Below are 22,077 nucleotides of genomic sequence, written 5' to 3' on the forward strand. Positions count from 1 at the left end.
GCATTTCGCGGCATCTGCGTGTCGGCTGCTTTTACACCGACCTGTCCGAGGAATGGCATTGATGGAGTCTGGCGAACGCAAGCTATTGCTTTTGCAGGAGAGTGACGCCGGTCGGGCCTGCACTGGTGCAGCTCTTGCTCGCGGTCCGTTGTATCGTGGCTTTCCAGCAGAGGAGCACTATCAATGAGCGTAACGAACAGGGCATTCGTTGCCGCAGGACTGTTGGCTTCCATCGTCGCCGCGGTTCCGGCGCAGGCAGCAAGCCTGTCCGGTTCCTACACGGCGGACGATTACGCAACGGTCTATCTGTCCACCGATCTGCTTGCCGATGCCGGTGAAATCATCAGCGACAAGACCACGCTCTGGGGCGCCAGCGAGAGCTTCTCGGATGTCGCGTTGGTGGCGGGGCAGGACTACTACCTGCTGATTCACGCGCGTAACGTGTTCAGCGGTCCGGCCATGTTCCTCGCGGATTTCTCGATCAGCGGCGACGGCTTCCGTTTCGCCAACGGCCAGCAGACCCTCAGCACCGGCACCGCATACTGGACCGTGAACGAAAGCGGTTTCGACGCGCCGGGTGCGACACCAGTGAGTCTTGGAACGAATGCCGGCCTGCAGATCTGGGGTCAGCGCCCGGGTATTTCGGCCGATGCCGAAGCGATCTGGGCCTATTACGCGGACTGGAGCGCCGGCTACAACGGTCCGGCGTATTTCGTCGCCCACATCGTGGCCGTGCCGGAGCCGGAAACCTGGGCGATGTTCGGTGCGGGACTGGCACTCCTGGCGACGCGCCGGCGCGCCGCGAAGCGCTGAACTGGGGCGTTTTCTCGCCTTCGGCGACTGGAACGGAACCGGCGCAGCCGGAACAGGAAGCGGCTGCGCTCGCTGGCGTTCTCATCCGGCCGCCCCAGTCGGGCGACCACGATGTCCAGCGGCTGTGCGCCGCGCAGCATGCCGTCGTCGGGCGCCGACACGGTGAGCCGCAGACTGGCCACACTGTTCGCGGCGACGCGCAGCCGGGTGTTGCCGACGATGGTCGCACCCGGCAGGCCATCGATCTGTGCGACATATTCGACCTCTTCACGCGTCAGGTTGGCCACCTTCAGCAGGTAGGCGTTCTCGATGCGGCCGTCCGCCGTCTCGCGCATCAGCACGCCGCGGTCGCGCAGCACGTCGAGCCGTACTTCCGGTCGGGTCACCATCTGCCACACGCCGAGCACCGCGAACAGCAGGAATAGCACGGCGTACATCTTCACGCGTGGCTGTACCGTCGTCGCGCCGCGCCCGGACAGCGCGTTTTCCGACGCGAAGCGGATCAGGCCGCGCGCACGGCCGACCCTGTCCATCACCGTGTCGCAGGCGTCGATGCACAGGCCGCAATTGATGCAGGCGTACTGCACGCCGTTGCGGATGTCGATGCCGGTCGGGCACACCTGCACGCAGATCGTGCAGTCCACGCAGTCGCCGGCGCCGCGGCTGCGGGCGGATGCACGCGGCTCGCCACGCCGCCTGTCGTAGCCGACCTGGCGGGTGTGCGCGTCGGTCATCACGCCCTGGAAGCGCGAGTACGGGCACATGTGCTGGCACACCGATTCGCGCGCAAAGCCGGCCTGCAGATAGGTGAAGGCGGCGTAGAACAGCAGCCAGAAGCCCTCCCACATGCCGACGTCCCAGATGGCGAGGCGCGGCAGCAGATCGCGTATCGGCGTGAAGTAGCCGACAAAGGTGATCGCGGTCCACGCCGCCAGCGCGAGCCACAGCGCGTGCTTGGCGCCCTTGATCGCCGCCTTGCGCGGGGCCCACGGTGCGGCATCCAGCGCACGGCGCGCGGCGGGTTTTCCCTCGATGCGCGCCTCGACCCACGTGAACATCATCGTGTACACCGTCTGCGGACAGGCGAAGCCGCAGAACAGCCGCCCGGCCAGCGCGGTCACGAAGAACAGCGCCAGCGCCGCGACGATGAGAACGAAGGCGAACAGCAGCGCGTCCTGCGGCCACAGCACCTGGTCGAACAGGTAGAGCCGCTCGTGCGGAATGTCCATCCACAGAGCCGGCCGCACCGTGTCGCCGTCGCGCCAGGTGAGCCACACGCCACCGTAGAACACGAGCTGGGTGAGCCACACCATGGCCCAGCGCCAGGTGTTGAAACGGCCGGACACCGCGCGCGCATGCACGGTGCCCGGGCGGGGATGGAAGGTGAGCGGCACGGCGCGCACCGCGCCTCCCGCCAGCGTCGTGTCGGTGTTCATCTGCAGGCTCCGGAAAGGGATGCCGGCAGTACACCCGCCGCAGGCGGACAGGGACAGATTCAGCGGAGTTGAATCAATATGGGCACAGATGGAATCCGTCGTGCCTCTTGATGCGGGTCAAGTGACCGACGCCAGCGGATGCGGGATGCCCTTGTCGCCATAGGTGCGCACCACCTGCGCGATCACGACCTGGTAACCCTTGAGCCAACGCGCCTGCAGCTGCTTGGCCCTGATGTGCTCCGGGTGAGTCATCAGCGCCTGCAGCGCGTCCATCGAATCCCAGTAATAGACATTCGAGATCAGCCCGGTTTCGGCGTTCTCCCAGGCTTCCTCGCCGAGGTAGCCGGGAATGGCGCGGGCGACCTCGGCGATGACCGCGTCCAGCGCGTGGAAGTCTTCGTCGTACTGGCCTTTGGCGAAGGTGAAGGTGGAGGTGTACATATAATCACGCAAGCGCCGAGAGAAAGAATTAATTAAACGTTGAGTGAAATCCCCGCAGCTCCTCTAATGCATCTGCAGATTCAAGCAGCTATCTGTCCTATTCCAATGAAATCAGCTAGCACTCGGAGCCGCTCTCGGATATTGGAGGCGTCATTAGTGCCCTGTTGAGAAAGACGGTCATACTCAAGTAGTTCGAACCGGGCTTCGGCGTAATTATCCTCCGCGCGAATTCTATTTTCTCGCACGAGATCTCGGAATGAGAAGAGTGCCTGACGGGTTATTTTTTCCTCTTCTCCATTCAGTAAAGCACTCTTGAATAGTAAATAGTAGACGACGGTATTGCCCTGAGCTCGAAGCAGTTCATCACGCTCTATGAAAACTCTTGACATCAAGTTAAGAACATCGACGGTTGCACCGTATATGTCAGCGACAAATGCGGATTTCTCGCTGCGATAGTTGCGTGCCAAGGCATCGAGATACTCCTTCTTTGTATCTATGAGCTTACCCATGACTCGCGAGGCCTCTTCCACCAGTAGAAGTCGCGCGGCCGCCTCCTGATGTTGATAGCGGCGGTTTCCAAATGCTACTTTGTTCTTGAAAAAATCGTGGCAAGACAATGATCGAATAGCTGCGACGAGTTCCCCTCCAATCGCGTTCCGCTTCTCTGCGGCATTTAGCGGAACTGCCTCGTTGAGTCGCGAAAACATGTCCTCTATCAATTCTTGATCATCCGTGCTCACACCAACCACAGGAAGTACAAAAGAATCAAATTTGATCTTTATTTTCGGATAATTGGCTGCGATATCTGAGTATCCCAGTCGAGCTAGGTTGATACTCTCGTCGTTCTGGTAAACAAAATCATCTGCAAGGCCGAATTTTCCTTCGATGAACTGCCATATTGCCTCTAAACGTTGCCTGCCATCGATTACGGCGTACGAGTAACCCGTTGTCTTTCGCTGTTCTCGAGAGAATGCGTGAAAATAAATCTTCGGAATGTCGTAATCGTTTAGGATCGAGTCTATGAGGAGTTTTTTCTTTTCTGGCGTCCAAACCCCGCCCATGCGCTGATAGTCCGGGTCGAGTTGAATTTCCTCTCGTTCAGAATAGATCCTTATGATCGTGCTGTGTTGTACGGGAAAGGTCTCGATGTAACTCATTTAAGGCCTCGCTTTATGTTGTCGCCAACACTGGAAAGTTCAGGGAACATCGTGAATTTTGAGAAGCCGAGGAGTTGTAGTTGTTTCTGTATTTTCGGCTTTTCCGCTGACGGGATTTGGTAGTACGTAATGTGGGCGCAATCCCCTATTCTCTCAATCGGTGTGTCGTCTAAGTGATGAATAGTGAAAACGCCGAGTTGTGCTTGTATTCGTGGGTTGTTGCGAGTGGCTATGGTTGCAATGGGGTGCAGTCTGGTGCGCTTTGGCCCCTGGGAAAGGCTCTCCAACGAGTAATTTCTCAGTTCTTCGTCGTCGAAAGATGGGATGAAGAACGGCTCAGTTGCATCATCGATCTTCGCGTTACGGTTCAGCTCCGTAGGTTGTAACACCCACAGCGCTGCGTCGGTCTCCATAGAAGTGCTCGGGTCAGTCACTGCGAAGTAAAGAGCCACCAAGGGACTCTCGCTCCAATCGAGTAGACGTGTTGGCAGGCCGTAGTGCTGCATTAGGAATAGCCAGTCAAACGAGTCCTTTGGGTCGCGATCCAAAAGCATTGCTGCGCTTTGTTTGAAGCGCTTGAGAAGTGTAGATTCAGAAGGCGGATTCGAGAGTCTTAGATATCCGGGCAACAGTGCCCAGTTCGCGTCCGCTTGCCCTCTAAACCACAGCGCCCCCTCGTAAGCTCCGTGATCGGTCTCAAGTGCGTCAAGGAGGTCAGCGACTGAAGAAATCTTTTTTACGGGCATGATGGATGATCAATATATGTATTTTGCGAGTGTATGCGATTTGCACGGCATATTAGAAGCAGATGTTCTCGGTTTTTCGGCGTTCTCGTGAGCGACGTCTGTTACTTGTCGTCGAGTCGCTCAACTATCGCAAATCAATCGGGTTGTGGTTGCGCTTGTCGCGGTTCTGCGATTGAGCTACCCAGTAGTCGCATAGCGTCCCGACGCGCCTCCGTATCCGGATGCCCGAAGTTCAGCCGCACGAAGTTCCTGAATTCGCGCTGCGCGGAGAAGATCGGCCCGGGCGCGATGCTGATGCCTCTTGCCAGTGCTTCGCGGTGCAGCGCCAGCGTGTCGCAGACCTCCGGCAGTTCCAGCCACAGGAAGTAGCCGCCCGCGGGCTCCGCCATGCGGGCGCCGGCGGGGAAGTGCGCTTCGACGTCGGCGACCAGCGTGGCCTGCTGCGCGCGCAGGGTGGCGCGCAGCGTGCGCAGGTGGCGGTCGTAGCCGCCCTGTTTGAGGTAATCGGCCAGCGCGTGCTGCAGCGCGACCGGTGTGGCGAGGCTGAATGACAGTTTCTGCCGGCGGATCGTGTCGGCGTAACGGCCGGCGGCGACCCAGCCGACGCGGAAGCCGGGGGCCAGGCATTTGGAAAAGGACGACACGTGCATGACGCGGCCGTCGCGGTCCAGCGCCTTGCTGCACAAGGGCGCCTGTTCGCCGTGGTGCAATTCGGCATAGACGTCGTCCTCGATCAGTGGCACGTCGTGGCGGTCGAGCAGGGCCATCAGCTGGCGGCGACCGTCGTCGGGCACGCAGGCGCCGGTCGGGTTGGCGTAGTTCAGCATGAACAGGCAGGCGCGCACCGGGTGCCTGTTCAGCAACTGTTCGAGCGCGGCGAGGTTCAGGCCTTCGCGTGGATGGCTGGGAACCTCGATCACCTTGAGCCCGAGCCGCTCGGCGGCCTGCAGGCCGGCGTAGAAGGTGGGCGATTCGACCGCGATCAGGTCGCCCGGCCGGGTCACCGCCTGCAGGCAGAGGTTCAGTCCCTCCATCGCGCCATTGGTGATGATGATGTCGTCAGGAGCCACGTCGGCGCCGAGGCCGAGGTAGCGCAGCGCGATCTGCCGGCGCAGTTCGGGGTGGCCCGGCGGCAAGTCGGTCAGCGTGTCCTGCGGCTTGATGCGGCGCGCGGCGGCGGCGAGGGCGCGGCCGAGGCGGTCGAGCGGGAACAGCTCGGGTGCCGGAAAGCTGGAACCCAGCGGCACGACGGCCGGGTCGCGCACGCTGTCGAGAATTTCGAAGATGAAGTCGCTCACCTGCAGCGCGGTCGAGCGCTGGCCCGGTCGCGACATGGCCGGTTCCGGCAGGCGCTGACCGAGGCGGGCGCGCACGAAGTAGCCGGAGCGTGGGCGCGCCTCGACCAGGCCGCGGCTTTCGAGCAGTGCGTAGGCCTGCGTGACGGTGATCGGGCTGAGGTCGTGCGCGCGGCAGGCGTGGCGTACCGAGGGCAGGCGGTCGCCCGGCCGCAGCACGCCGTCGGCGATCAATTGCGCGGTGCGGTCGGCGAGATCCTGGTAGAGCGTCATGCGCCGATGCTATCAGGCGCCATGCCTCGCCAGACCGCGCCGACGACCGCGCTTCAGCCGGTCAGCTTCTGGAAGCCGAGCAGCCGGGTGCCGCCGCCGGCGGGGTTGGGACCGTAGATGCCGAGGATGCGGGCGTATTCCGGCGCGTAGTAGCGGCCGATCGAGCCGCCGCGCACGCAGACGGTGTCGCCGGTGGTCGCCTCGACGGTGACACCGTCCGACTCGACGAACAGCCGGCCTTCGAGCACGTAGGCGTATTCGTCGTGCGCGTGCTCGTCGGTCCAGGTTTCGCCGCGCAATTCCCATTCCATCAGGACCGGCTCGGTCCAGCCCTTGGGGTCGGGGCGGGTGATCCAGTGCACGCCTGGTCCGCCGTCGCCGACCAGTGGCTGTTTCGGGTACTTCACCGGTGCGTCCGGCATGAGAGGCCTCCTGAATGTGCGGTCACCGCGATCCGCCCGGGGCGATGTCGTGCCGAGGGCGGCGCGGAAGTGGAGGCCGATTATTCGGGTGGGGGCGGCGCAGGACAATGCCCCGAAAGAGGTAGCCGCCGCGGTTCCGCTTCATGCGGCAGTGCAAGATTGACAGCGGCGATTCGAGGGTCTAGATTCAAACGAACGTTTGAACACAAGGCCGTGCCTGACCCGATGGACGCCCGCCGCAATCGACTTTCCGTGACCGAAACACGCCTCCGCATCCTCGATGCGGCGCAGTCACTGTTTGCCGCGCACGGTTTCGAGGCGACCTCGATGAGGATGATCACGACCACGGCCAGCGTCAATCTGGCGGCGGTCAATTATCACTTCGGATCGAAGGACGTGCTGGTGCAGGAGGTGCTGCTGCGCGGGCTGCGACCGCTGAACGCGCTGCGCATGCAGGCGCTCGACGAAGCGGAAGCCGCCGCCGGCGATGCGCCGGTCAAGGCGCGGGTGATCGTCGAGTGCTTCTTCAGCGGTTCGCTGGCGCTAGCGGCACAAAGCGAACAGGGGCGCGAATTCATGCGTCTGCTGGGCCGCACTTTCACCGAGCCGTCGGCGGTGGTGCGCGAGTGCCTGGCGACCGAGTACGCGCCGGTGATCGGCCGCTATCGCGACGCCCTCAGCCGCGCGCTGCCGGCGGTGCCGGTCGAGGACATCGTGTGGCGCCTGCATTTCATGTTCGGCGCCATGTCCTACGCGGTATCCGGCATCGACACGCTGCAGGTGATGACCGGCGTGCAGATCGACGAGCCGGATGCGATGGCGCGCATGGTGCCGCGATTGATGAGTTTCCTGCTCGGCGGCCTGCGCGCGCCGTTGCCGGAATCGAACTGATGGGGCGAAAGCCCGGACGATTGCAACTAGACTGCGGACATAAGCGCCTTGCGCGCGTATCGCAGCAGCATGACCGGACGAGGAGATACACATGACCTGGACGCTTCTTCTGCTGTTGCCGCTTGGCCTGCTCACGCTGGCCTACCTGCGCGCGCCGCTGCTGCTGATCACCGCGGCGCTGGCCGCCTGGCTGGTCGCAGCGGCACTGCATTTCGACTGGTCGGTCGCGGCCAGCGTCACCGTCGCCGTGCTGGTCGGTATTCCGGCGCTGCTGCTGAATCTGGTGCCGCTGCGCCGCGCACTGATTTCGCGGCCACTGCTCGCGGTGTACCGCAACATCCTGCCGCCGATGTCGGATACCGAACGCATTGCCCTCGAAGCGGGCACCGTCTGGTGGGAAGGCGAACTGTTCCGCGGGCATCCCGATTGGCAGAAATTACACGCCTACGCGGAACCGCAACTGAGCGCCGAAGAACAGTCCTTCCTCGACAACGAGGTCGATGAGCTGTGCCGTCTGTCCGACGACTGGCGCATTTCGCACGAGCTGAAAGACCTGCCGCCCGAGACCTGGCAGTACATCAAGGACAAGGGCTTCCTCGGCCTCATCATTCCGAAGAAGTACGGCGGCAAGGAATTCTCGGCCTGGGCGCATTCGCAGATCGTGACCAAGCTGTCGACGCGCTGCTCCGCCTCGGCGGTGACGGTGATGGTGCCGAACTCGCTCGGCCCGGCTGAGCTGCTGCTGCATTACGGCACGGACGCGCAGAAGGATCATTACCTGCCGCGCCTCGCCAAGGGGCTGGAGATTCCGTGCTTCGCGCTGACCAGCCCGCAGGCCGGTTCCGACGCGGCGTCGATTCCGGACTACGGCATCGTCTGCCGCGGCATGCACGAAGGCCGCGAAGTACTCGGCATGCGCGTGACCTGGGACAAGCGCTACATCACGCTGGGCCCGGTCGCCACACTGCTCGGCCTCGCTTTCCGCCTGTACGACCCCGATCACCTGCTCGGCGATACCGAAGACATCGGCATCACCTGCGCGCTGATCCCGACCGATCACCCGGGTGTGCAGATCGGCCGTCGCCACTTCCCGCTCAACGCGGTGTTCCAGAACGGCCCGAACTGGGGGCGTGACGTGTTCATGCCGCTGGAGTGGATCATCGGCGGTCCGGCGATGGCCGGGCAGGGCTGGCGCATGCTGATGGAGTGTCTGGCCGCCGGCCGCTCGATCTCGCTGCCAGCCTCCAACACCGGCATGGCCAAGCTCACCGCGCGTGCCGTCGGTGGCTATGCCCGCGTGCGCAGCCAGTTCAAGACCGCGATCGGCCGCTTCGAAGGCATACAGGAGCCGCTGGCCCGCATCGGCGGCCACCTGTACATGATGGACGCCGCGCGGCGGATGACGGCGTCGGCGATCGATCTCGGCGAGAAGCCGTCGGTGGTGTCGGCCATCGTCAAGTACCACATCACCGAACGCGCCCGCATCGTCGTCAACGACGGCATGGACATCCTCGGCGGCAAGGGCATCTGCCTCGGCCCGTCGAACTTCCTCGGCCGCGCCTACCAGCAGATCCCGATCGGCATCACGGTCGAGGGCGCGAACATCCTGACGCGCAGCCTCATCATCTTCGGTCAGGGGGCCATCCGCTGCCATCCCTATGTGCTGCGCGAGATGCGCGCCGCACTGGCCGACGATACGCCGGAAGCTCTCAGGGAATTCGACGACGCACTGTTCGCCCACATCGGCTACACCGCGAGCAATGCGGTGCGCACGCTGATCACCGGCCTGACCGGTTCGCACTGGGTCGGCGTGCCGGGCGACCTCGCGCCGGAAACGCGGCGATACTACCAGCAGCTCACCCGCTTCTCGACCGCCTTCGCCTTCATCGCCGACGCCGCCATGCTGACCATGGGCGGCGACCTCAAGCGCAAGGAAAAGCTGTCGGCGCGGCTGGGCGACATCCTGTCGCTGATGTATCTGTGCTCGGCCACGCTGAAGCGCTACGAGGCCGAAGGCCGGCAGGCCGCCGACGCACCGCTGATGCACTGGGCGATCTGGGACGCCATGTTCCACGCGCAGACCGCGTTCGAGGGCGTCATTTCCAACTTCCCGAACCGCCTGATCGGCATGCTGCTGCGCCGCCTCATCTTCCCGCTCGGCCGGCCCTACGTGGTGCCGTCGGACCGCCTCGGCGGCGAGGTGGCGAAGTTGCTGATCGAGCCGTCGGCGACGCGCGACCGGCTGACCGCCGACATGTACGTACCGCAGGACGAGCACGACGCGGTCGGTGCCATCGAGCACGCGCTGAAAGCCACGGTCGCCGCCGAGGCGATCGAGGCCAAGGTACGCGCGGCACAGAAGCGCGGCGAACTGAAGGCGCGCGGGCCGGGCATGATGCGTGCCGCTTTCGAGGCCGGCGTCATCGACGCGCAGGAATTCGCGCTGGTCACCCGGCGCGACGAACTGCGCGACCGCGTGGTTAAGGTGGACGATTTCGCGCAGGACTTCGGCGTCGACGCCGTGCCTGCGACGCCGGCTGAAGCGCGCAACGTCACCGCGCTCGCCGCCTGAGGAGTGTTCATGTCGTTTCCCGAAGTATTCGTCGTCGATGGGGCACGCACCCCCTTTCTGAAATCGCGCAACGCGCCCGGGCCTCTCGCTGCCGCAGACCTCGCGGTGGCGGCCGGCAACGCGCTGCTGGCGCGCCAGCCCTTCCGGCCGGACCAGCTCGATGAAGTCATCCTCGGTTGCGCCGCGCCGTCGGCCGACGAAGCGAACATCGGCCGCATCGCCGCGCTGCGCATGGGCTGCGGTGATCGCGTGCCCGGCTGGACGGTGATGCGCAACTGCGCCAGCGGCATGCAGGCACTCGATTCCGGTCTGGCCAACATCCAGCGCGGCCGCGCCGACCTGGTGCTGGCCGGCGGTGTCGACGCGCTGTCGCGCGCTCACCTGCTGTTTTCCGACGCGATGGTGCGCTGGCTGTCGCAGTGGTACGCGGCGAAGACGCTGGGCCAGCGCGCGTCTCTGATCACGAAGTTCAGGCCGGCGATGCTGGCGCCGGTGATCGGCCTGATCAAGGGACTGACCGATCCGGTGATCGGACTGAATATGGGCCAGACCGCCGAGAATCTCGCAGCGCGGTTCGCCATCAGCCGCACGCAGATGGATTTCTACGCCATGCGCTCGCACCAGCGCACGGCACGCGCGCTCGACGAAGGCTGCTTCGGCGAAATCGTTCCGCTGACCGACCGCGACGGCAAGCTGTACGCCGAAGACGACGGCATGCGCCGCGACTCTTCGGTCGAGCGCCTGGCAAAGCTGCGCCCGGTGTTCGACCGCAAGCACGGCCACATCACCGCCGGCAACAGTTCGCAGGTGACCGACGGCGCGAGCTGGCTGCTGCTCGCTTCGCAGAAGGCCGTCGACCAGTACGGCCTGAAGCCGCTCGGCCGCATCCTCGACGTGCAGTGGGCGGCGCTCGATCCGGCGCAGATGGGGCTGGGCCCGGTGCATGCCGCGACGCCCATCCTGCAGCGTCACGGCCTCGGACTGAACGACCTCGACGCCTGGGAAATCAACGAAGCCTTCGCCGCCCAGGTCATCGGCTGCATCGAGGCGTGGAAGAGCGACAGCTACTGCCGCGAACAGCTCGGACTGTCACACGCGCTCGGTACGCTGGACGAGCGACGCCTCAACGTCGACGGTGGCGCGATCGCGATCGGTCACCCGGTCGGCGCCAGTGGCGCGCGCATCGTGCTGCATCTGCTGCACGTGTTGAAGCGTCGTGGCGGTGGCCGCGGCATGGCCTCGATCTGCATCGGTGGCGGACAGGGTGGTGCGATGCTGGTGGAAACCGCATGAGCGCGCATGCAAGCGATCTGAAGCACTGGCGCATCGAACGCGACGAGGACAACCTCGTCTGGCTCGTGTTCGACCGCGCCGGCGAGAACGTGAACACGCTGTCCGGCGAGGCGATGCGCGAGCTTGGTCTGCTGCTCGACGCCTTCGACGCCGCACCGCCGCGTGCGCTGGTCATCCTGTCTGGCAAGACGAGCGGCTTCATCGCCGGTGCCGACATCGGCGAATTCGGCGCGGTGAAGGACGAAGCCGGCGCCCGTGACATCGTTGGCCGCGGCTGGAACCTGTTCAACCGGCTGGCCGCGGTGCGCTACCCGACCTGCGCGCTGGTGCGCGGCTTCTGCGTCGGCGGCGGCACCGAACTGGCGCTCGCCTGTCGCCACATCGTTGCGGTCGATGAGCCGGGCACCCGCTTCGCGCTGCCCGAGGTGCTGCTGGGCATCGTGCCCGGCTGGGGCGGCATGCTGCGGCTGCCGCAGCGCATCGGCGCGCCGGCCGCGCTGGACATGATGCTGACCGGCCGTGCACTCGACGCGAAGCGGGCGAAGGCGGCGGGTCTGGTCGACGAGATCGCGCCGGCGCGACTGATGCGCGAGCACGCCCGCGCCCGCGTGCTGGCCGACCCGGCGCGTCGTCCGCTGCCGCTGCTGCAGCGCCTGCTGCTCGGCCCGCTGCGCGGCATCGTGGCGAAGAAGGCGCTCGAAGGCGTGGCGAAGAAGGCGCGTCGAGAGCATTACCCGGCGCCTTACGCCATCGTCGACATGTGGCGCGACTTCGGCGGCAACGCGCTGGCTGTGCCGGCTGCGCATCCGGCGTCGATGGCGGCACTGGTGGCCCACCCGACCACGCCCAACCTGCAGCGCGTCTATCACCTGCGCGAACGGCTGCGCGGCTACGCGAAGAGCGAGGCCGGCTTGCCGCCCATCCGTCGCGTGCATGTCGTCGGCGCCGGTGTCATGGGTGGCGACATCGCTGCCTGGTGTGCGCTCCGTGGTTTCCATGTGACCTTGCAGGACAACGGGCTGGCGCGCATCGCGCCGGCGATGCAGCGGGCGGCGAAGGCATTTGCGCGCAAGTTCCGCCGCGACCGCAAGGCGCAGCGCGACGCGCTCGACCGGCTGATTCCGGATCCGACCGGCGCCGGCGTCGCCGGTGCCGACCTGATCATCGAAGCGATCTACGAGGACCTCGACGCCAAGCGGGCGCTGATGCACGACATCGAACGACGTGCCCGGCCCGACGCCTTGCTCGCCACCAATACTTCCAGCCTGCGCGTCGAGGACATCGCGCAGGCGCTGCACGTGCCCGGCCGGCTGGTCGGCATCCATTTCTTCAACCCGGTGGCGAAGATGCCGCTGGTCGAGGTGGTGCGCGGCGCCGACAGTTTCGAGCTCGCGGTGCAGCGCGCCGCCGCCTTCGTCGGCGCGCTCGACAAGCTGCCGCTGCCGGTGGCCAGCGCGCCCGGCTTCCTGGTCAATGCCGTGCTCGGTCCCTACATGCTCGAAGCGATGAAATGCGTCGACGAAGGGATGGCGCCAGAGGGAGTGGATCGCGCAGCGCTCGATTTCGGCATGGCGATGGGTCCGATCGAACTGGCCGATACCGTGGGCCTCGACATCGCAATGGCCGCCGGCGCCCGCCTGACCGGCGGCGCGACCGCGCCGGCCTGCCTGCAGCAGCGGGTGGATTCCGGGCACCTCGGTTGCAAGAGCGGGCAGGGCTTCTATGTCTGGAAGGATGGCCGACCGGTGCGCACCGGCGCTGCCACCGTGCCGGCGGGACTGGCGGCACGGCTGGTCGAGCCGCTGATCCGGGTGACGCGCCGCTGCGTCGAGCAGGGCGTGGTGGCCGATGCCGACCTGGCCGACGCCGGCCTCATCTTCGGCGCCGGCTTCGCCCCCTATACCGGCGGACCACTGCACTATCATGCGGTTTCCGCAATGCAACATCAGAGTCGTACATGAGCCAGAACATCGAACACCTTCCTGAAGAACAACCCGCGCTGCGCATGCTGCCCATGCCGCGCGACATCAATGCCGCCGGCGACATCTTCGGCGGCTGGGTCATGTCCCAGGTCGACGTCGCGGGATCGATCGCCGCGATGCGCCGCACGCGCTGCCGCGTGGTGACGGTGGCGGTCAATTCATTCGTTTTCCTGCAGCCGATCACGACCCAGTACCTCGTGTCCTTCTACTCGCGCGTCGCGCGCGTCGGTACCACGTCGATCACGGTCGATGTCGACGTCTATGCAGAAACCGGCTATGACAATGTGAAGATCCTGAAGGTCGCCTCGGCGCAGCTCACCTATGTCGCGGTGAACGAGGACGGCAGCAAGAGACTGATCGCGCCCGAACAGTCCTGACAGTATTCGGTGTGCCCTGTGCAGGGACACGCCGTGAGCGCAGCACCATTTACGACGCACAGAGGAGGAGTCATGACGCAGACGAAACAGCGCCGCAGCCACGGTGCCACGATGAAGGTTCTGGCCCTGGCGATCGGCGCCTTCGGCTCGACCGCCAGCCACGCCGCCGCCTTCCAGCTGCTCGAAGGCAATGCGAGCGGCCTCGGTAACGCCTACGCCGGCAGCGCGGCGGTCGCCGAGGACGCCAGCACCGTGTTCTTCAACCCCGCCGGCATGACGCTGCTGCCCGGGCGCAATGTGGCCTTCTCAGTCGATCTCGTGCGGCCCTCCGCCAAGTTCGACAACCAGGGCTCAACCGTGCCGCCAGGTCAGGGTATCGGCGGTAATGGCGGTGATGCCGGTGACTGGGCGGCCATTCCTGCGGGCTATATGACCTGGCAGCTGACCGACCGTCTGTTTGCGGGTCTTGGCGTCGGCGCCCCGTTCGGCCTGAAGACGGAGTACGGCGCTGACTGGGTCGGCCGCTTCCATGCCGTGAAGTCAGAGATCAAGACCGTCAACATCAATCCGTCGATCGCATTCAAGGTGAACGACGTGCTGTCCATCGGTATCGGCGTGAATTTCCAGCGCATCGACGCTGACCTGACCAACCTCGTCACCAACCCGGGTCTGGCGGGATCGCTCGCCAGCGGCCGGATCAAGGGTGATGACACCGCGTGGGGCTGGAATGCGGGTTTGATGTGGCAGGTATCGGATACCACCCGCCTCGGCGCAGCCTACCGCTCGAAGATGGACTACAAGCTCGAGGGCACGGCTCGCTTCACCGGCCTGAATGCTACCGGCAACATCGTGGCGACGGCCTTGAACGCAGGACGTGGCGGCGATGTGACCGCCGACGTCGAGTTGCCTGATACGGCCACCTTCAGCGTCGCACAGAAGATTTCTGATCGCTGGACCATGCTCGGTGACATCAGCTGGACCGGCTGGTCGACGCTCCAGGAACTGGCGGTGAATCGGGTCGATGGCGTCAACGTGACGACCGAGGAACTGCGCTGGCGGGATACCTGGCGTGTCGCCTTCGGCGGCACCTATGCCTACACCGATGCCCTGAGCCTGAAGTTCGGCCTCGCCTGGGATCAGACGCCGGTGCGCGATACCACGCGTCTGCCGCGCGTGCCGGACGAGGACCGCGTCTGGCTGTCGCTGGGCCTGCAGTGGCGCCCGAATGCGACCTCGGCGGTCGACGTCGGTTACGCCCACCTGTTCGTCAAGGACGCGAAGGTGAACAACGACGGTGGCAGCGCGCTGCTCAAGGGCACGCTGGTCGGCGAGTACGAGAACTCGGTCGACATCCTCGGCGTGCAGTACTCGACCCGCTTCTGATCCGTCCTTCCTGTCGTACCCGGTCCGGTCGCCGCGCGCGGCCGGACCGCCTCTCCCGGGAGTCCGCATCGTGACATCCTCCAGATTCCGCATCCGTCGCGTCGCCGTACTGGGCGCCGGCGTGATGGGCGCGCAGATCGCCGCCCACTGCGCCAACGCGAACGTTCCCGTCATCCTGTTCGACCTCGCCGCGAAAGAGGGTGACCCCGACGCCATCGTCAAGCGCGCCATCGCCGGCCTGAAAAAGCTCGAACCGGCGCCGCTGGCCACCGCCGACCGCGCTGCCCATATCGAAGTGGCGAACTACGACCGCGACGCTGCGCGGCTGGCTGACTGCGATCTGGTGATCGAAGCCATCGCCGAACGCATGGACTGGAAGCACGGCCTGTACGCGAAGGTGGCGCCGCACCTGCGCAGTGACGCGATCTTCGCCACCAACACCTCCGGCCTGTCGATCAACGCGCTGGCCGACGGCTGCCCGGAAGCGATGCGCAGCCGTTTCTGCGGTGTGCATTTCTTCAACCCGCCGCGCTACATGGCGCTGGTCGAACTGATTCCGGCGCGCACGACCGACGCCGCGCTGCTTGACCGTCTGGAGGATTTCCTGACCACGACGCTGGGCAAGAACGTCGTGCGCGCGCTCGACACGCCCAATTTCGTCGCCAATCGCATCGGCGTGTTCTCGATGCTGGCGGCGATGCACCACACGGTACGGCTGGGCCTCGGTTTCGACGAGGTCGACGCGCTGACCGGTCCGGCCATCGGCCGGCCGAAATCGGCCACCTACCGCACCGCCGACGTGGTCGGCCTCGACACGCTGCTGCATGTCGTCAAGACCATGACCGACAATCTGCAGCACGATCCGTGGCACCGTCACTACGTCGCTCCCGCCTGGCTGGCCGCACTGGTCGAACGCGGCGCGCTCGGCCAGAAGACCAAGGCCGGCGTCTATCGCAAGGACGGCAAGGCGATCAAGGTGCTGGACCTCGCGCAGCAGGATTACCGCGACGCCGCCGGCGCCATTGCCGAAGAGGTGCAGACCATTCTTGCCGAGCGCGATCCGGCGATGAAGCTGGCCGCGCTGCGGGCGAGCGAACATCCGCAGGCGCAGTTCCTGTGGTCCATCTTCCGCGACGTGTTCCATTACGTCGCCGTGCATCTGGGCGACATTGCGCACAACGCGCGCGACGTCGACTTCGCGATGCGCTGGGGCTTCGGCTGGAGCGCCGGCCCGTTCGAAACCTGGCAGGGCGCCGGCTGGCAGCAGGTGGCCCAGTGGCTGCGCGAGGACGTCGCCGCCGGCCGAACGATGTCGGACGCGCCGCTGCCGGCCTGGGTATTCGAGCGCCACGGCGTGCACGAGGCCGCCGGATCGTGGTCGGCTTCCGCCGCGAAGCTGGAGGCGCGCAGCGTGTCGCCGCGCCAGCTGTTCCCCGAGCGCGTACTGGCCGAAGTGCCGCGCGCGACGCACACCGTGTGGGAAGGCGAGGAGGTGAGGCTGTGGACGCTGGACGATGCCGACGGCGAGCGGGTGCCGGTGCTGTCGTTCAAGAGCCGCATGTCCTGCGTCGGACCGCAGGTGCTGGACGGCATGCGCGAAGCGATCGCGCGCGCCGAGCGCGACTTCGAAGGCCTGGTGATCTGGCAGCCGCAAGGGCCGTTCTCGGTTGGCGCAAATCTGAAGCAGATCCGCCCGGTGCTCGAAGCGGGAGACTTCGTGCGGCTTGAGCGCGTGATCAACGACTTCCAGCAGGCGTCGATGGCGATCAAGTACGCCCAGGTGCCGGTGATCACCGCGGTGCAGAACATGGCGCTCGGCGGCGGTTGCGAGTTCGTCATGCATTCGCCGCGCGCGGTGGTCGCTCTCGAAAGCTATATCGGCTTGGTCGAAGCAGGCGTCGGCCTGATTCCGGCCGGCGGTGGCTGCAAGGAATTCGCGATCCGCGCCGCGCGCGCGGCCGAGGCTTCAGCGACGAAGGACCCGATGAATTTCCTGCAGTCGGTGTTCCAGACCATCGCGATGGCGAACGTATCGAAGAGCGCACGCCACGCCCAGGAACTGGGCCTGCTGAAGCAGGAAGACGTGGTCGTCATGCACGCCAGCGAACTGCTGCACGTCGCGCGCCGCAACGCGGTGGCGATGGCGGACAGCGCCTGGCGTCCGCCGCTGCCGGCGGTCGACATTGCGGTGGCCGGCCGCAGCGGCATCGCCACGCTGGACATGATGCTGGTGAACATGCGCGAGGGCGGCATGATTTCGGCGCACGACTACCGCGTCGCGCACGCGTCGGCGACCGCGCTGTGCGGTGGCGACATCGAGACCGGCGCGCGGGTGAACGAGCAGTGGCTGCTCGAAGTCGAGCGCGCGCTGTTCGTCGATCTGCTGAAGACCAAGGAAACGCAGGCGCGCATCGCGCACATGATGGACACCGGCAAGCCGCTGCGGAACTGACGGGAGATTCGCGATGAAACAGATACAGGATGCCTACATCGTCGCCGCGAAGCGCACGCCGGTGGCGAAGAAGGGTGGTGCCTTCCGCCACGTGCGGCCGGACGACATGCTGGCGCACGCGCTGCGCGGCGTCGTGGATGCGGTGCCCGAATTCGACCTGAACGACATCGGCGACGTGGTCGTCGGCTGCGCGATGCCGGAAGCCGAGCAGGGCATGAATGTCGCGCGCATCGGCCTGCTGCTCGCCGGCTTCCCGGTGTCGGTGCCGGGCGTCACGGTGAACCGCTTCTGCGCCAGCGGGCTCAACGCAGTGGCCGACGCGGCGCTGAAGATCATGACCGGGCAGTGCGACATCGCCATCGGCGCCGGCACCGAATCGATGACCGTGATGCCGACCATGATGGGCAACAAGGTGACGGTGAATCCGCGCGCCTTCGAGTCGCCGGAGAACGTCGCCATCGCCTACGGCATGGGTCTGACGGCGGAGAAGGTGGCGCACAAGTACGCAGTGACGCGTGAGGATCAGGACGCCTTCGCGCTCGCGTCCCACCGGAAGGCGCTGGCAGCGATTGCCGCCGGCCGCTTCGCCGGTGAAATCCTGCCCTACACCGTGCGCAGCCATCTGCCGGACCTGGCGAGCAATACGGTGCGCATCGTCGAACGCGTGTTCGATACCGACGAAGGCCCGCGCGCCGATTCCAGCGCCGAGGGGCTGGCGAAGTTGCGTCCGGTGTTCGCCGCGCGCGGCTCGGTCACCGCCGGCAACAGTTCGCAGATGTCCGATGGCGCGGCGGCGGTACTGCTGATGTCGGAGGCGGCGGTGCAGCGCACCGGAGCGACCCCGATCGCGCGCTTCCGCAGCTTCGCGGTGGCCGGCGTGCCGCCGGAAATCATGGGCATCGGTCCGGTCGAAGCGATTCCGCGCGCGCTGAAGCAGGCCGGCATCGCGCAGGCCGATATCGACTGGATCGAACTGAACGAGGCCTTCGCCGCTCAGGCGCTGGCCGTCATCCGCACGCTGGATCTCGATCCGGCGAAGGTGAACCCGCTCGGCGGCGCAATCGCGCTCGGCCACCCGCTGGGAGCCACCGGCGCCATCCGCACCGCCACCGTCATCGCGGCGATGCAACGCGGTGAAGCGCGCACCGGCATGGTGACCATGTGTATCGGCACCGGCATGGGGGCGGCTGGCATATTCGAGAAGGTGTGAGCGGAACAGCCCCGGCACCGGAACACAAGCCCAGTCGCGGCCAAGGCCGCTCCCACAGAATCATCGGCGCGGGTCGTTGCCGAGGCCTCCTGTGGGAGCGGCCTTGGCCGCGACGCGGCGCTGGCAGGCCGCGGGCTTCGGTTCAGGTCGCCATCGCGAGCAAGCTCGCTCCCACAGGACCGCGGCTCCGGCGGTGGGCGGTGACTGCTCTATTGTGGGAGCGGCCTTGGCCGCGACGCGGCGCTGGCAGGCCGCGTGCTCCGGTTCAGGTCGCCATCGCGAGCAAGCTCTCTCCCACAGGACGCGTTGCGCTGCCGGCGGTATAAGCTCGCGCCTTCGTACTTGAGACCGTGCTGCAGATGAAATCGAACGATTCCGGCCACATCCTGAGCTCGCTCGAACGTGGCGTCGCCACGCTCACCATGTCGCGCCCCTCGCGGCGCAACGCCTACACGACGGCGATGATGCAGGCCCTGCGCGAGGCGGTCGAGCGGGTGCTGCCCGAACCCGAGTGCCGCGTGCTGCTGCTGCGCGGCGACGGGGCGAGCTTCAGTGCAGGCGGTGACGTGCACGAGTTTTCGCAGAGTCTGCCGCTGGATGCGCCGGCGCGTCTGGCCACCTTTCGCGCGCTGGTCGAGAACTGGGTCAATCCAGTCATCCTCGCGCTGCGTCATGCGCACCAGCCGGTGGTGGCCGCGGTGCGCGGCGACTGTGTCGGCTACGGCCTGTCGCTGATGCTGGCGTCCGACATCGCCATCGCGGCCGACGATGCGGTGTTCAGCACCGCCGGCATCGGGCTCGCACAGCCGGGGGCCGGCGGTCAGTCGCATTTCCTGGTGCGTGCTCTCGGCGAGCGGCGGGCGCGCGAGCTGATGTGGAGTGCGCGCCGCTTCGATGCGCACGAGGCGAAGGCACTGGGGCTGGTTGAGCGCGTGGTGACGGTGGCCGAGTTCGACGATGCGGTCGAAGCCGAGGTCGAGCGTCTGGCGAGCGGTCCGCGCCACGGCTGGGCGGAAATCAAGCGCCTTCTGAATACGTCGGGCCAGCCGCTGGCGCAGCAACTGGCCGATGAAGCCGCCGCCTTCGGTCGCTGCGCCGCGACCCAGGATTTCGCCGAGGCGGTGACCGCCTTCATCGCACGGCGCAAGCCGAAGTTCGAAGGACGCTGAAGGCAGGTGCCCCGGGCGCCGCGCGTCGTCGGCAGCGACCCCGCGGGCGTGGGTCGCCGCCTCTCGAAGATCTCTCTGCTGCGACATTTGTAGCGCAGTTTTTCCGAGACAGCTGTCTCATCCGCCAGCCTCCGACTGTCTCAGGGACGGCCTCCTGAAAACGGCGGGTCGGCATCCCGTTCGCCGGATAGCGCCGCCTGTTCCCGATTTCCGCCGCAGGCGATCTGGCACCTCCTCAGTGGCACGAATGCTGCAGGCGTATGCCTGCGTGTGTCATCGGAACGCAGGAAGTTCCGCAGGCACCGGCCGATAAAAACCGGGCCGGTGACCGGGCATGCGCATCCACAACAACGGAGGAAGCCTGATGAACAAGCACAACGGCCGCGCACGGCGGCCCGGCGCATTGAATTCGGTTGCAGGGAGTCTGCTGGCAGCGCTGCTGCTCGCCCCGATGGTCGTCCACGCCGAGGATCCGGAACCCCCGCTCGGCATCAACGTGCTCGAAGCCACTTTCAAGTGGCGTCCGAACTACGTCAGCGACGACATGCTCATCCACGCCGACAAGGACGCCAACAACTGGCTGCACTACGGCAAGGACTACCAGGGCACGCGCTTCTCGCAGCTGCGTCAGGTGAACCAGGACAACGTGAAGAAGCTGGTGCCGAAGTGGAATCTGTCCTTCGGCGTCAATGATGCGCAGGATAGCCAGACCACCGTGGTGAACGGTCGCATCTACGTGACCGCCAGCCAGAACAAGGTGTTCTCGATCGACGGCCTGACCGGCCGCATGATCTGGAAATACGAGCGCTCGCTGCCGGGCGACCTCGGCCCGCGCCTGTGCTGCGAGGCGGTGAACCGCGGCGTGGCCGTGTACAAGGACATGGTCTACATGGCGACGCTGGACACCCACGTCGTCGCGCTGAACAACACGACCGGCAAGGTGGTGTGGGAGAAGAAGCTCGGCGACTACACGACCGGCGAGATCTACACCTCGATGCCGCTGGTGGCCGACGGCAAGATCGTGGTCGGCAACTCGGGCGGCGACGTCGGCGGCAATGTCGGCAAGATCACCGCGCTCGACCCGGACACCGGCGAAATCGTCTGGCAGACGCTGACCCGTCCGGTCGACGCCAACGACCCGAACGCGAAGACCTGGGCCAACGACTCGTGGCGCACCGGCGGCTCGTCCGCCTGGCTGACCGGCAACTACGAAGCGAAGACCAACACCATCTACTGGGGCGTCGGCAACCCGACGCCGGACTTCGATCCGAGCGTGCGCAAGGGCGACAACCTGTACAGCAACTCGACGCTGATCATGGATGCGCGTACCGGCAAGATCAAGAACCACTTCCAGTACACGCCGAACGACGCCTGGGACTACGACGGCAACAACGAAACCATCCTGGTGGACGACGAGAAGGGCCGCAAGGTGTGGCTGCACGGCGACCGCAACGGTCACCTGTACTCGATCGACCGTACGACCGGCAAGTGCAACTGGGTGGTGCCGATCGCACGCGTGAACTGGGTCAAGAGCTGGGGCGACAACTGCCGGCCCATCGTGAACCCGGACAAGGTGCCGGGCTACGACAAGGTGGTGAAGGACATCGCGCCTATTCTCGACGGTGGCAAGGAATGGCACCCGGCAGCGTACAGCCCGCAGACCAAGCTGCTCTACGTGCCCTACATCGACAGCTCGATGGACATCCAGGCCAAGAAGATGGAATGGAAGAAGGGGGAGTGGTTCCTATCGTCCAAGGTGCTGAAGGCCAATCCCTATACCGGTGGCATCAAGGCCTTCAACGCCACCACCGGCGAGCTGGTGTGGCAGCGTCCGCAGAGCACGCCGGCCACCAGCGGCATGCTGGCGACCGCAGGTGGCGTGGTGTTTGCAGGCGACGCCGAGGGCTGGTTCCACGCGATGCGCGACGACACTGGCGAGGCGCTGTGGCGTTTCAACGTCGGCACCGGCATCCACGGCAACCCGACCACCTTCACCGTCGACGGCAAGCAGTACGTGGCCATCGTGTATGGCCCGGGTGGCGGCAGCCTGTGGCCGCTGGTGTATGACGAGCTGTTCAAGCACCAGAACCGCGGCGGCGGCATGATGATCTTCGGCCTCGCCGAGTGATGGAGCAGGGGCGCCCGCAAGGGCGCCCCGTCATGCC

At 65.7% G+C, this 22,077-nt stretch carries 16 protein-coding genes and 1 pseudogene; 11 read left to right on the forward strand and 6 right to left on the reverse strand.

What is annotated here, in order from left to right:
* Window positions 1-459: 459 nt before the first annotated feature.
* Window positions 460-768, forward strand: a pseudogene (locus METRZ18153_RS21250) (PEP-CTERM sorting domain-containing protein); the annotation flags it as partial.
* Here METRZ18153_RS21250 and ccoG read toward each other — a convergent pair.
* From ccoG to METRZ18153_RS0103745, 6 genes are all read right to left on the reverse strand, one after another.
* Entirely contained in the window at window positions 693-2,249 is a 1,557-nt protein-coding gene (gene ccoG / locus METRZ18153_RS0103730) for a cytochrome c oxidase accessory protein CcoG (RefSeq protein WP_020163458.1), read from the reverse strand. The pseudogene METRZ18153_RS21250 and the gene ccoG overlap by 76 nt on opposite strands.
* A 117-nt stretch (window positions 2,250-2,366) precedes the next feature.
* Window positions 2,367-2,690 (reverse strand): antibiotic biosynthesis monooxygenase family protein, encoded by a 324-nt coding sequence (locus METRZ18153_RS0103735; protein ID WP_020163459.1) that lies wholly within the window; start codon window positions 2,688-2,690, stop codon window positions 2,367-2,369.
* A gap of 80 nt (window positions 2,691-2,770) precedes the next feature.
* Window positions 2,771-3,847, reverse strand: coding sequence for a DUF262 domain-containing protein (locus METRZ18153_RS20470; RefSeq protein ID WP_081629057.1), 1,077 nt, complete (start codon window positions 3,845-3,847; stop codon window positions 2,771-2,773).
* Complete coding sequence (locus METRZ18153_RS20475; protein WP_081629058.1) at window positions 3,844-4,593, reverse strand: FRG domain-containing protein; 750 nt, start codon at window positions 4,591-4,593, stop codon at window positions 3,844-3,846. Before METRZ18153_RS20475 ends, METRZ18153_RS20470 begins: the two co-directional genes overlap by 4 nt.
* Before the next feature lie 134 nt (window positions 4,594-4,727).
* Window positions 4,728-6,161 (reverse strand): aminotransferase-like domain-containing protein, encoded by a 1,434-nt coding sequence (locus tag METRZ18153_RS0103740; protein ID WP_020163460.1) that lies wholly within the window; start codon window positions 6,159-6,161, stop codon window positions 4,728-4,730.
* Between the two features lie 53 nt (window positions 6,162-6,214).
* A complete protein-coding gene (locus METRZ18153_RS0103745; RefSeq protein WP_020163461.1) occupies window positions 6,215-6,583 on the reverse strand; it encodes a cupin domain-containing protein in 369 nt (122 codons plus the stop codon).
* A gap of 252 nt (window positions 6,584-6,835) precedes the next feature.
* Here METRZ18153_RS0103745 and METRZ18153_RS0103750 point away from each other — a divergent pair, with 252 nt between their 5' ends.
* From METRZ18153_RS0103750 to METRZ18153_RS0103795, 10 genes are all read left to right on the forward strand, one after another.
* Complete coding sequence (locus tag METRZ18153_RS0103750; RefSeq protein WP_232415957.1) at window positions 6,836-7,474, forward strand: TetR/AcrR family transcriptional regulator; 639 nt, start codon at window positions 6,836-6,838, stop codon at window positions 7,472-7,474.
* Window positions 7,475-7,565: 91 nt separating this feature from the next.
* The gene (locus METRZ18153_RS0103755) at window positions 7,566-10,046 is read left to right on the forward strand and encodes an acyl-CoA dehydrogenase (protein ID WP_020163463.1); all 2,481 of its coding nucleotides are present in this window, start codon (window positions 7,566-7,568) and stop codon (window positions 10,044-10,046) included.
* Between the two features lie 9 nt (window positions 10,047-10,055).
* On the forward strand, window positions 10,056-11,339 hold the full coding sequence (locus METRZ18153_RS0103760; protein ID WP_020163464.1) for an acetyl-CoA C-acetyltransferase: 1,284 nt from the start codon (window positions 10,056-10,058) through the stop codon (window positions 11,337-11,339).
* Window positions 11,336-13,300: a 3-hydroxyacyl-CoA dehydrogenase NAD-binding domain-containing protein gene (locus tag METRZ18153_RS0103765; RefSeq protein ID WP_020163465.1), complete on the forward strand. Its 1,965-nt coding sequence runs from the start codon at window positions 11,336-11,338 to the stop codon at window positions 13,298-13,300. The genes METRZ18153_RS0103760 and METRZ18153_RS0103765 overlap by 4 nt, the downstream gene beginning before the upstream one ends.
* Window positions 13,297-13,698, forward strand: coding sequence for an acyl-CoA thioesterase (locus METRZ18153_RS0103770; RefSeq protein WP_019919576.1), 402 nt, complete (start codon window positions 13,297-13,299; stop codon window positions 13,696-13,698). Before METRZ18153_RS0103765 ends, METRZ18153_RS0103770 begins: the two co-directional genes overlap by 4 nt.
* A gap of 72 nt (window positions 13,699-13,770) precedes the next feature.
* Window positions 13,771-15,081, forward strand: a complete 1,311-nt coding sequence (locus METRZ18153_RS0103775; protein ID WP_020163466.1) for an OmpP1/FadL family transporter — start codon at window positions 13,771-13,773, stop codon at window positions 15,079-15,081.
* A gap of 70 nt (window positions 15,082-15,151) precedes the next feature.
* Window positions 15,152-17,533: a 3-hydroxyacyl-CoA dehydrogenase/enoyl-CoA hydratase family protein gene (locus METRZ18153_RS0103780; RefSeq protein ID WP_043363747.1), complete on the forward strand. Its 2,382-nt coding sequence runs from the start codon at window positions 15,152-15,154 to the stop codon at window positions 17,531-17,533.
* A 13-nt stretch (window positions 17,534-17,546) separates the two neighbouring features.
* Window positions 17,547-18,743: an acetyl-CoA C-acyltransferase gene (locus METRZ18153_RS0103785; RefSeq protein ID WP_020163468.1), complete on the forward strand. Its 1,197-nt coding sequence runs from the start codon at window positions 17,547-17,549 to the stop codon at window positions 18,741-18,743.
* Window positions 18,744-19,102: 359 nt separating this feature from the next.
* The gene (locus METRZ18153_RS0103790; RefSeq protein ID WP_020163469.1) at window positions 19,103-19,912 is read left to right on the forward strand and encodes an enoyl-CoA hydratase/isomerase family protein; all 810 of its coding nucleotides are present in this window, start codon (window positions 19,103-19,105) and stop codon (window positions 19,910-19,912) included.
* A gap of 334 nt (window positions 19,913-20,246) precedes the next feature.
* Window positions 20,247-22,040 (forward strand): PQQ-dependent dehydrogenase, methanol/ethanol family, encoded by a 1,794-nt coding sequence (locus METRZ18153_RS0103795; RefSeq protein WP_232415958.1) that lies wholly within the window; start codon window positions 20,247-20,249, stop codon window positions 22,038-22,040.
* Window positions 22,041-22,077: the final 37 nt, after the last annotated feature.

Source organism: Methyloversatilis discipulorum (assembly GCF_000385375.1).
GTDB lineage: Bacteria > Pseudomonadota > Gammaproteobacteria > Burkholderiales > Rhodocyclaceae > Methyloversatilis > Methyloversatilis discipulorum_A.

Excerpts from the sequence above, each read along its gene's own strand:
- ccoG (WP_020163458.1), bottom strand. The coding sequence starts at position 2,249 with ATGAACACCGACACGACGCTGGCGGGAGGCGCGGTGCGCGCCGTGCCG.
- METRZ18153_RS0103735 (WP_020163459.1), bottom strand. The coding sequence starts at position 2,690 with ATGTACACCTCCACCTTCACCTTCGCCAAAGGCCAGTACGACGAAGAC.
- METRZ18153_RS20470 (WP_081629057.1), bottom strand. The coding sequence starts at position 3,847 with ATGAGTTACATCGAGACCTTTCCCGTACAACACAGCACGATCATAAGG.
- METRZ18153_RS20475 (WP_081629058.1), bottom strand. The coding sequence starts at position 4,593 with ATGCCCGTAAAAAAGATTTCTTCAGTCGCTGACCTCCTTGACGCACTT.
- METRZ18153_RS0103740 (WP_020163460.1), bottom strand. The coding sequence starts at position 6,161 with ATGACGCTCTACCAGGATCTCGCCGACCGCACCGCGCAATTGATCGCC.
- METRZ18153_RS0103745 (WP_020163461.1), bottom strand. The coding sequence starts at position 6,583 with ATGCCGGACGCACCGGTGAAGTACCCGAAACAGCCACTGGTCGGCGAC.
- METRZ18153_RS0103755 (WP_020163463.1), top strand. The coding sequence starts at position 7,566 with ATGACCTGGACGCTTCTTCTGCTGTTGCCGCTTGGCCTGCTCACGCTG.
- METRZ18153_RS0103760 (WP_020163464.1), top strand. The coding sequence starts at position 10,056 with ATGTCGTTTCCCGAAGTATTCGTCGTCGATGGGGCACGCACCCCCTTT.
- METRZ18153_RS0103765 (WP_020163465.1), top strand. The coding sequence starts at position 11,336 with ATGAGCGCGCATGCAAGCGATCTGAAGCACTGGCGCATCGAACGCGAC.
- METRZ18153_RS0103770 (WP_019919576.1), top strand. The coding sequence starts at position 13,297 with ATGAGCCAGAACATCGAACACCTTCCTGAAGAACAACCCGCGCTGCGC.
- METRZ18153_RS0103775 (WP_020163466.1), top strand. The coding sequence starts at position 13,771 with ATGACGCAGACGAAACAGCGCCGCAGCCACGGTGCCACGATGAAGGTT.
- METRZ18153_RS0103785 (WP_020163468.1), top strand. The coding sequence starts at position 17,547 with ATGAAACAGATACAGGATGCCTACATCGTCGCCGCGAAGCGCACGCCG.
- METRZ18153_RS0103790 (WP_020163469.1), top strand. The coding sequence starts at position 19,103 with ATGAAATCGAACGATTCCGGCCACATCCTGAGCTCGCTCGAACGTGGC.
- METRZ18153_RS0103795 (WP_232415958.1), top strand. The coding sequence starts at position 20,247 with ATGCGCATCCACAACAACGGAGGAAGCCTGATGAACAAGCACAACGGC.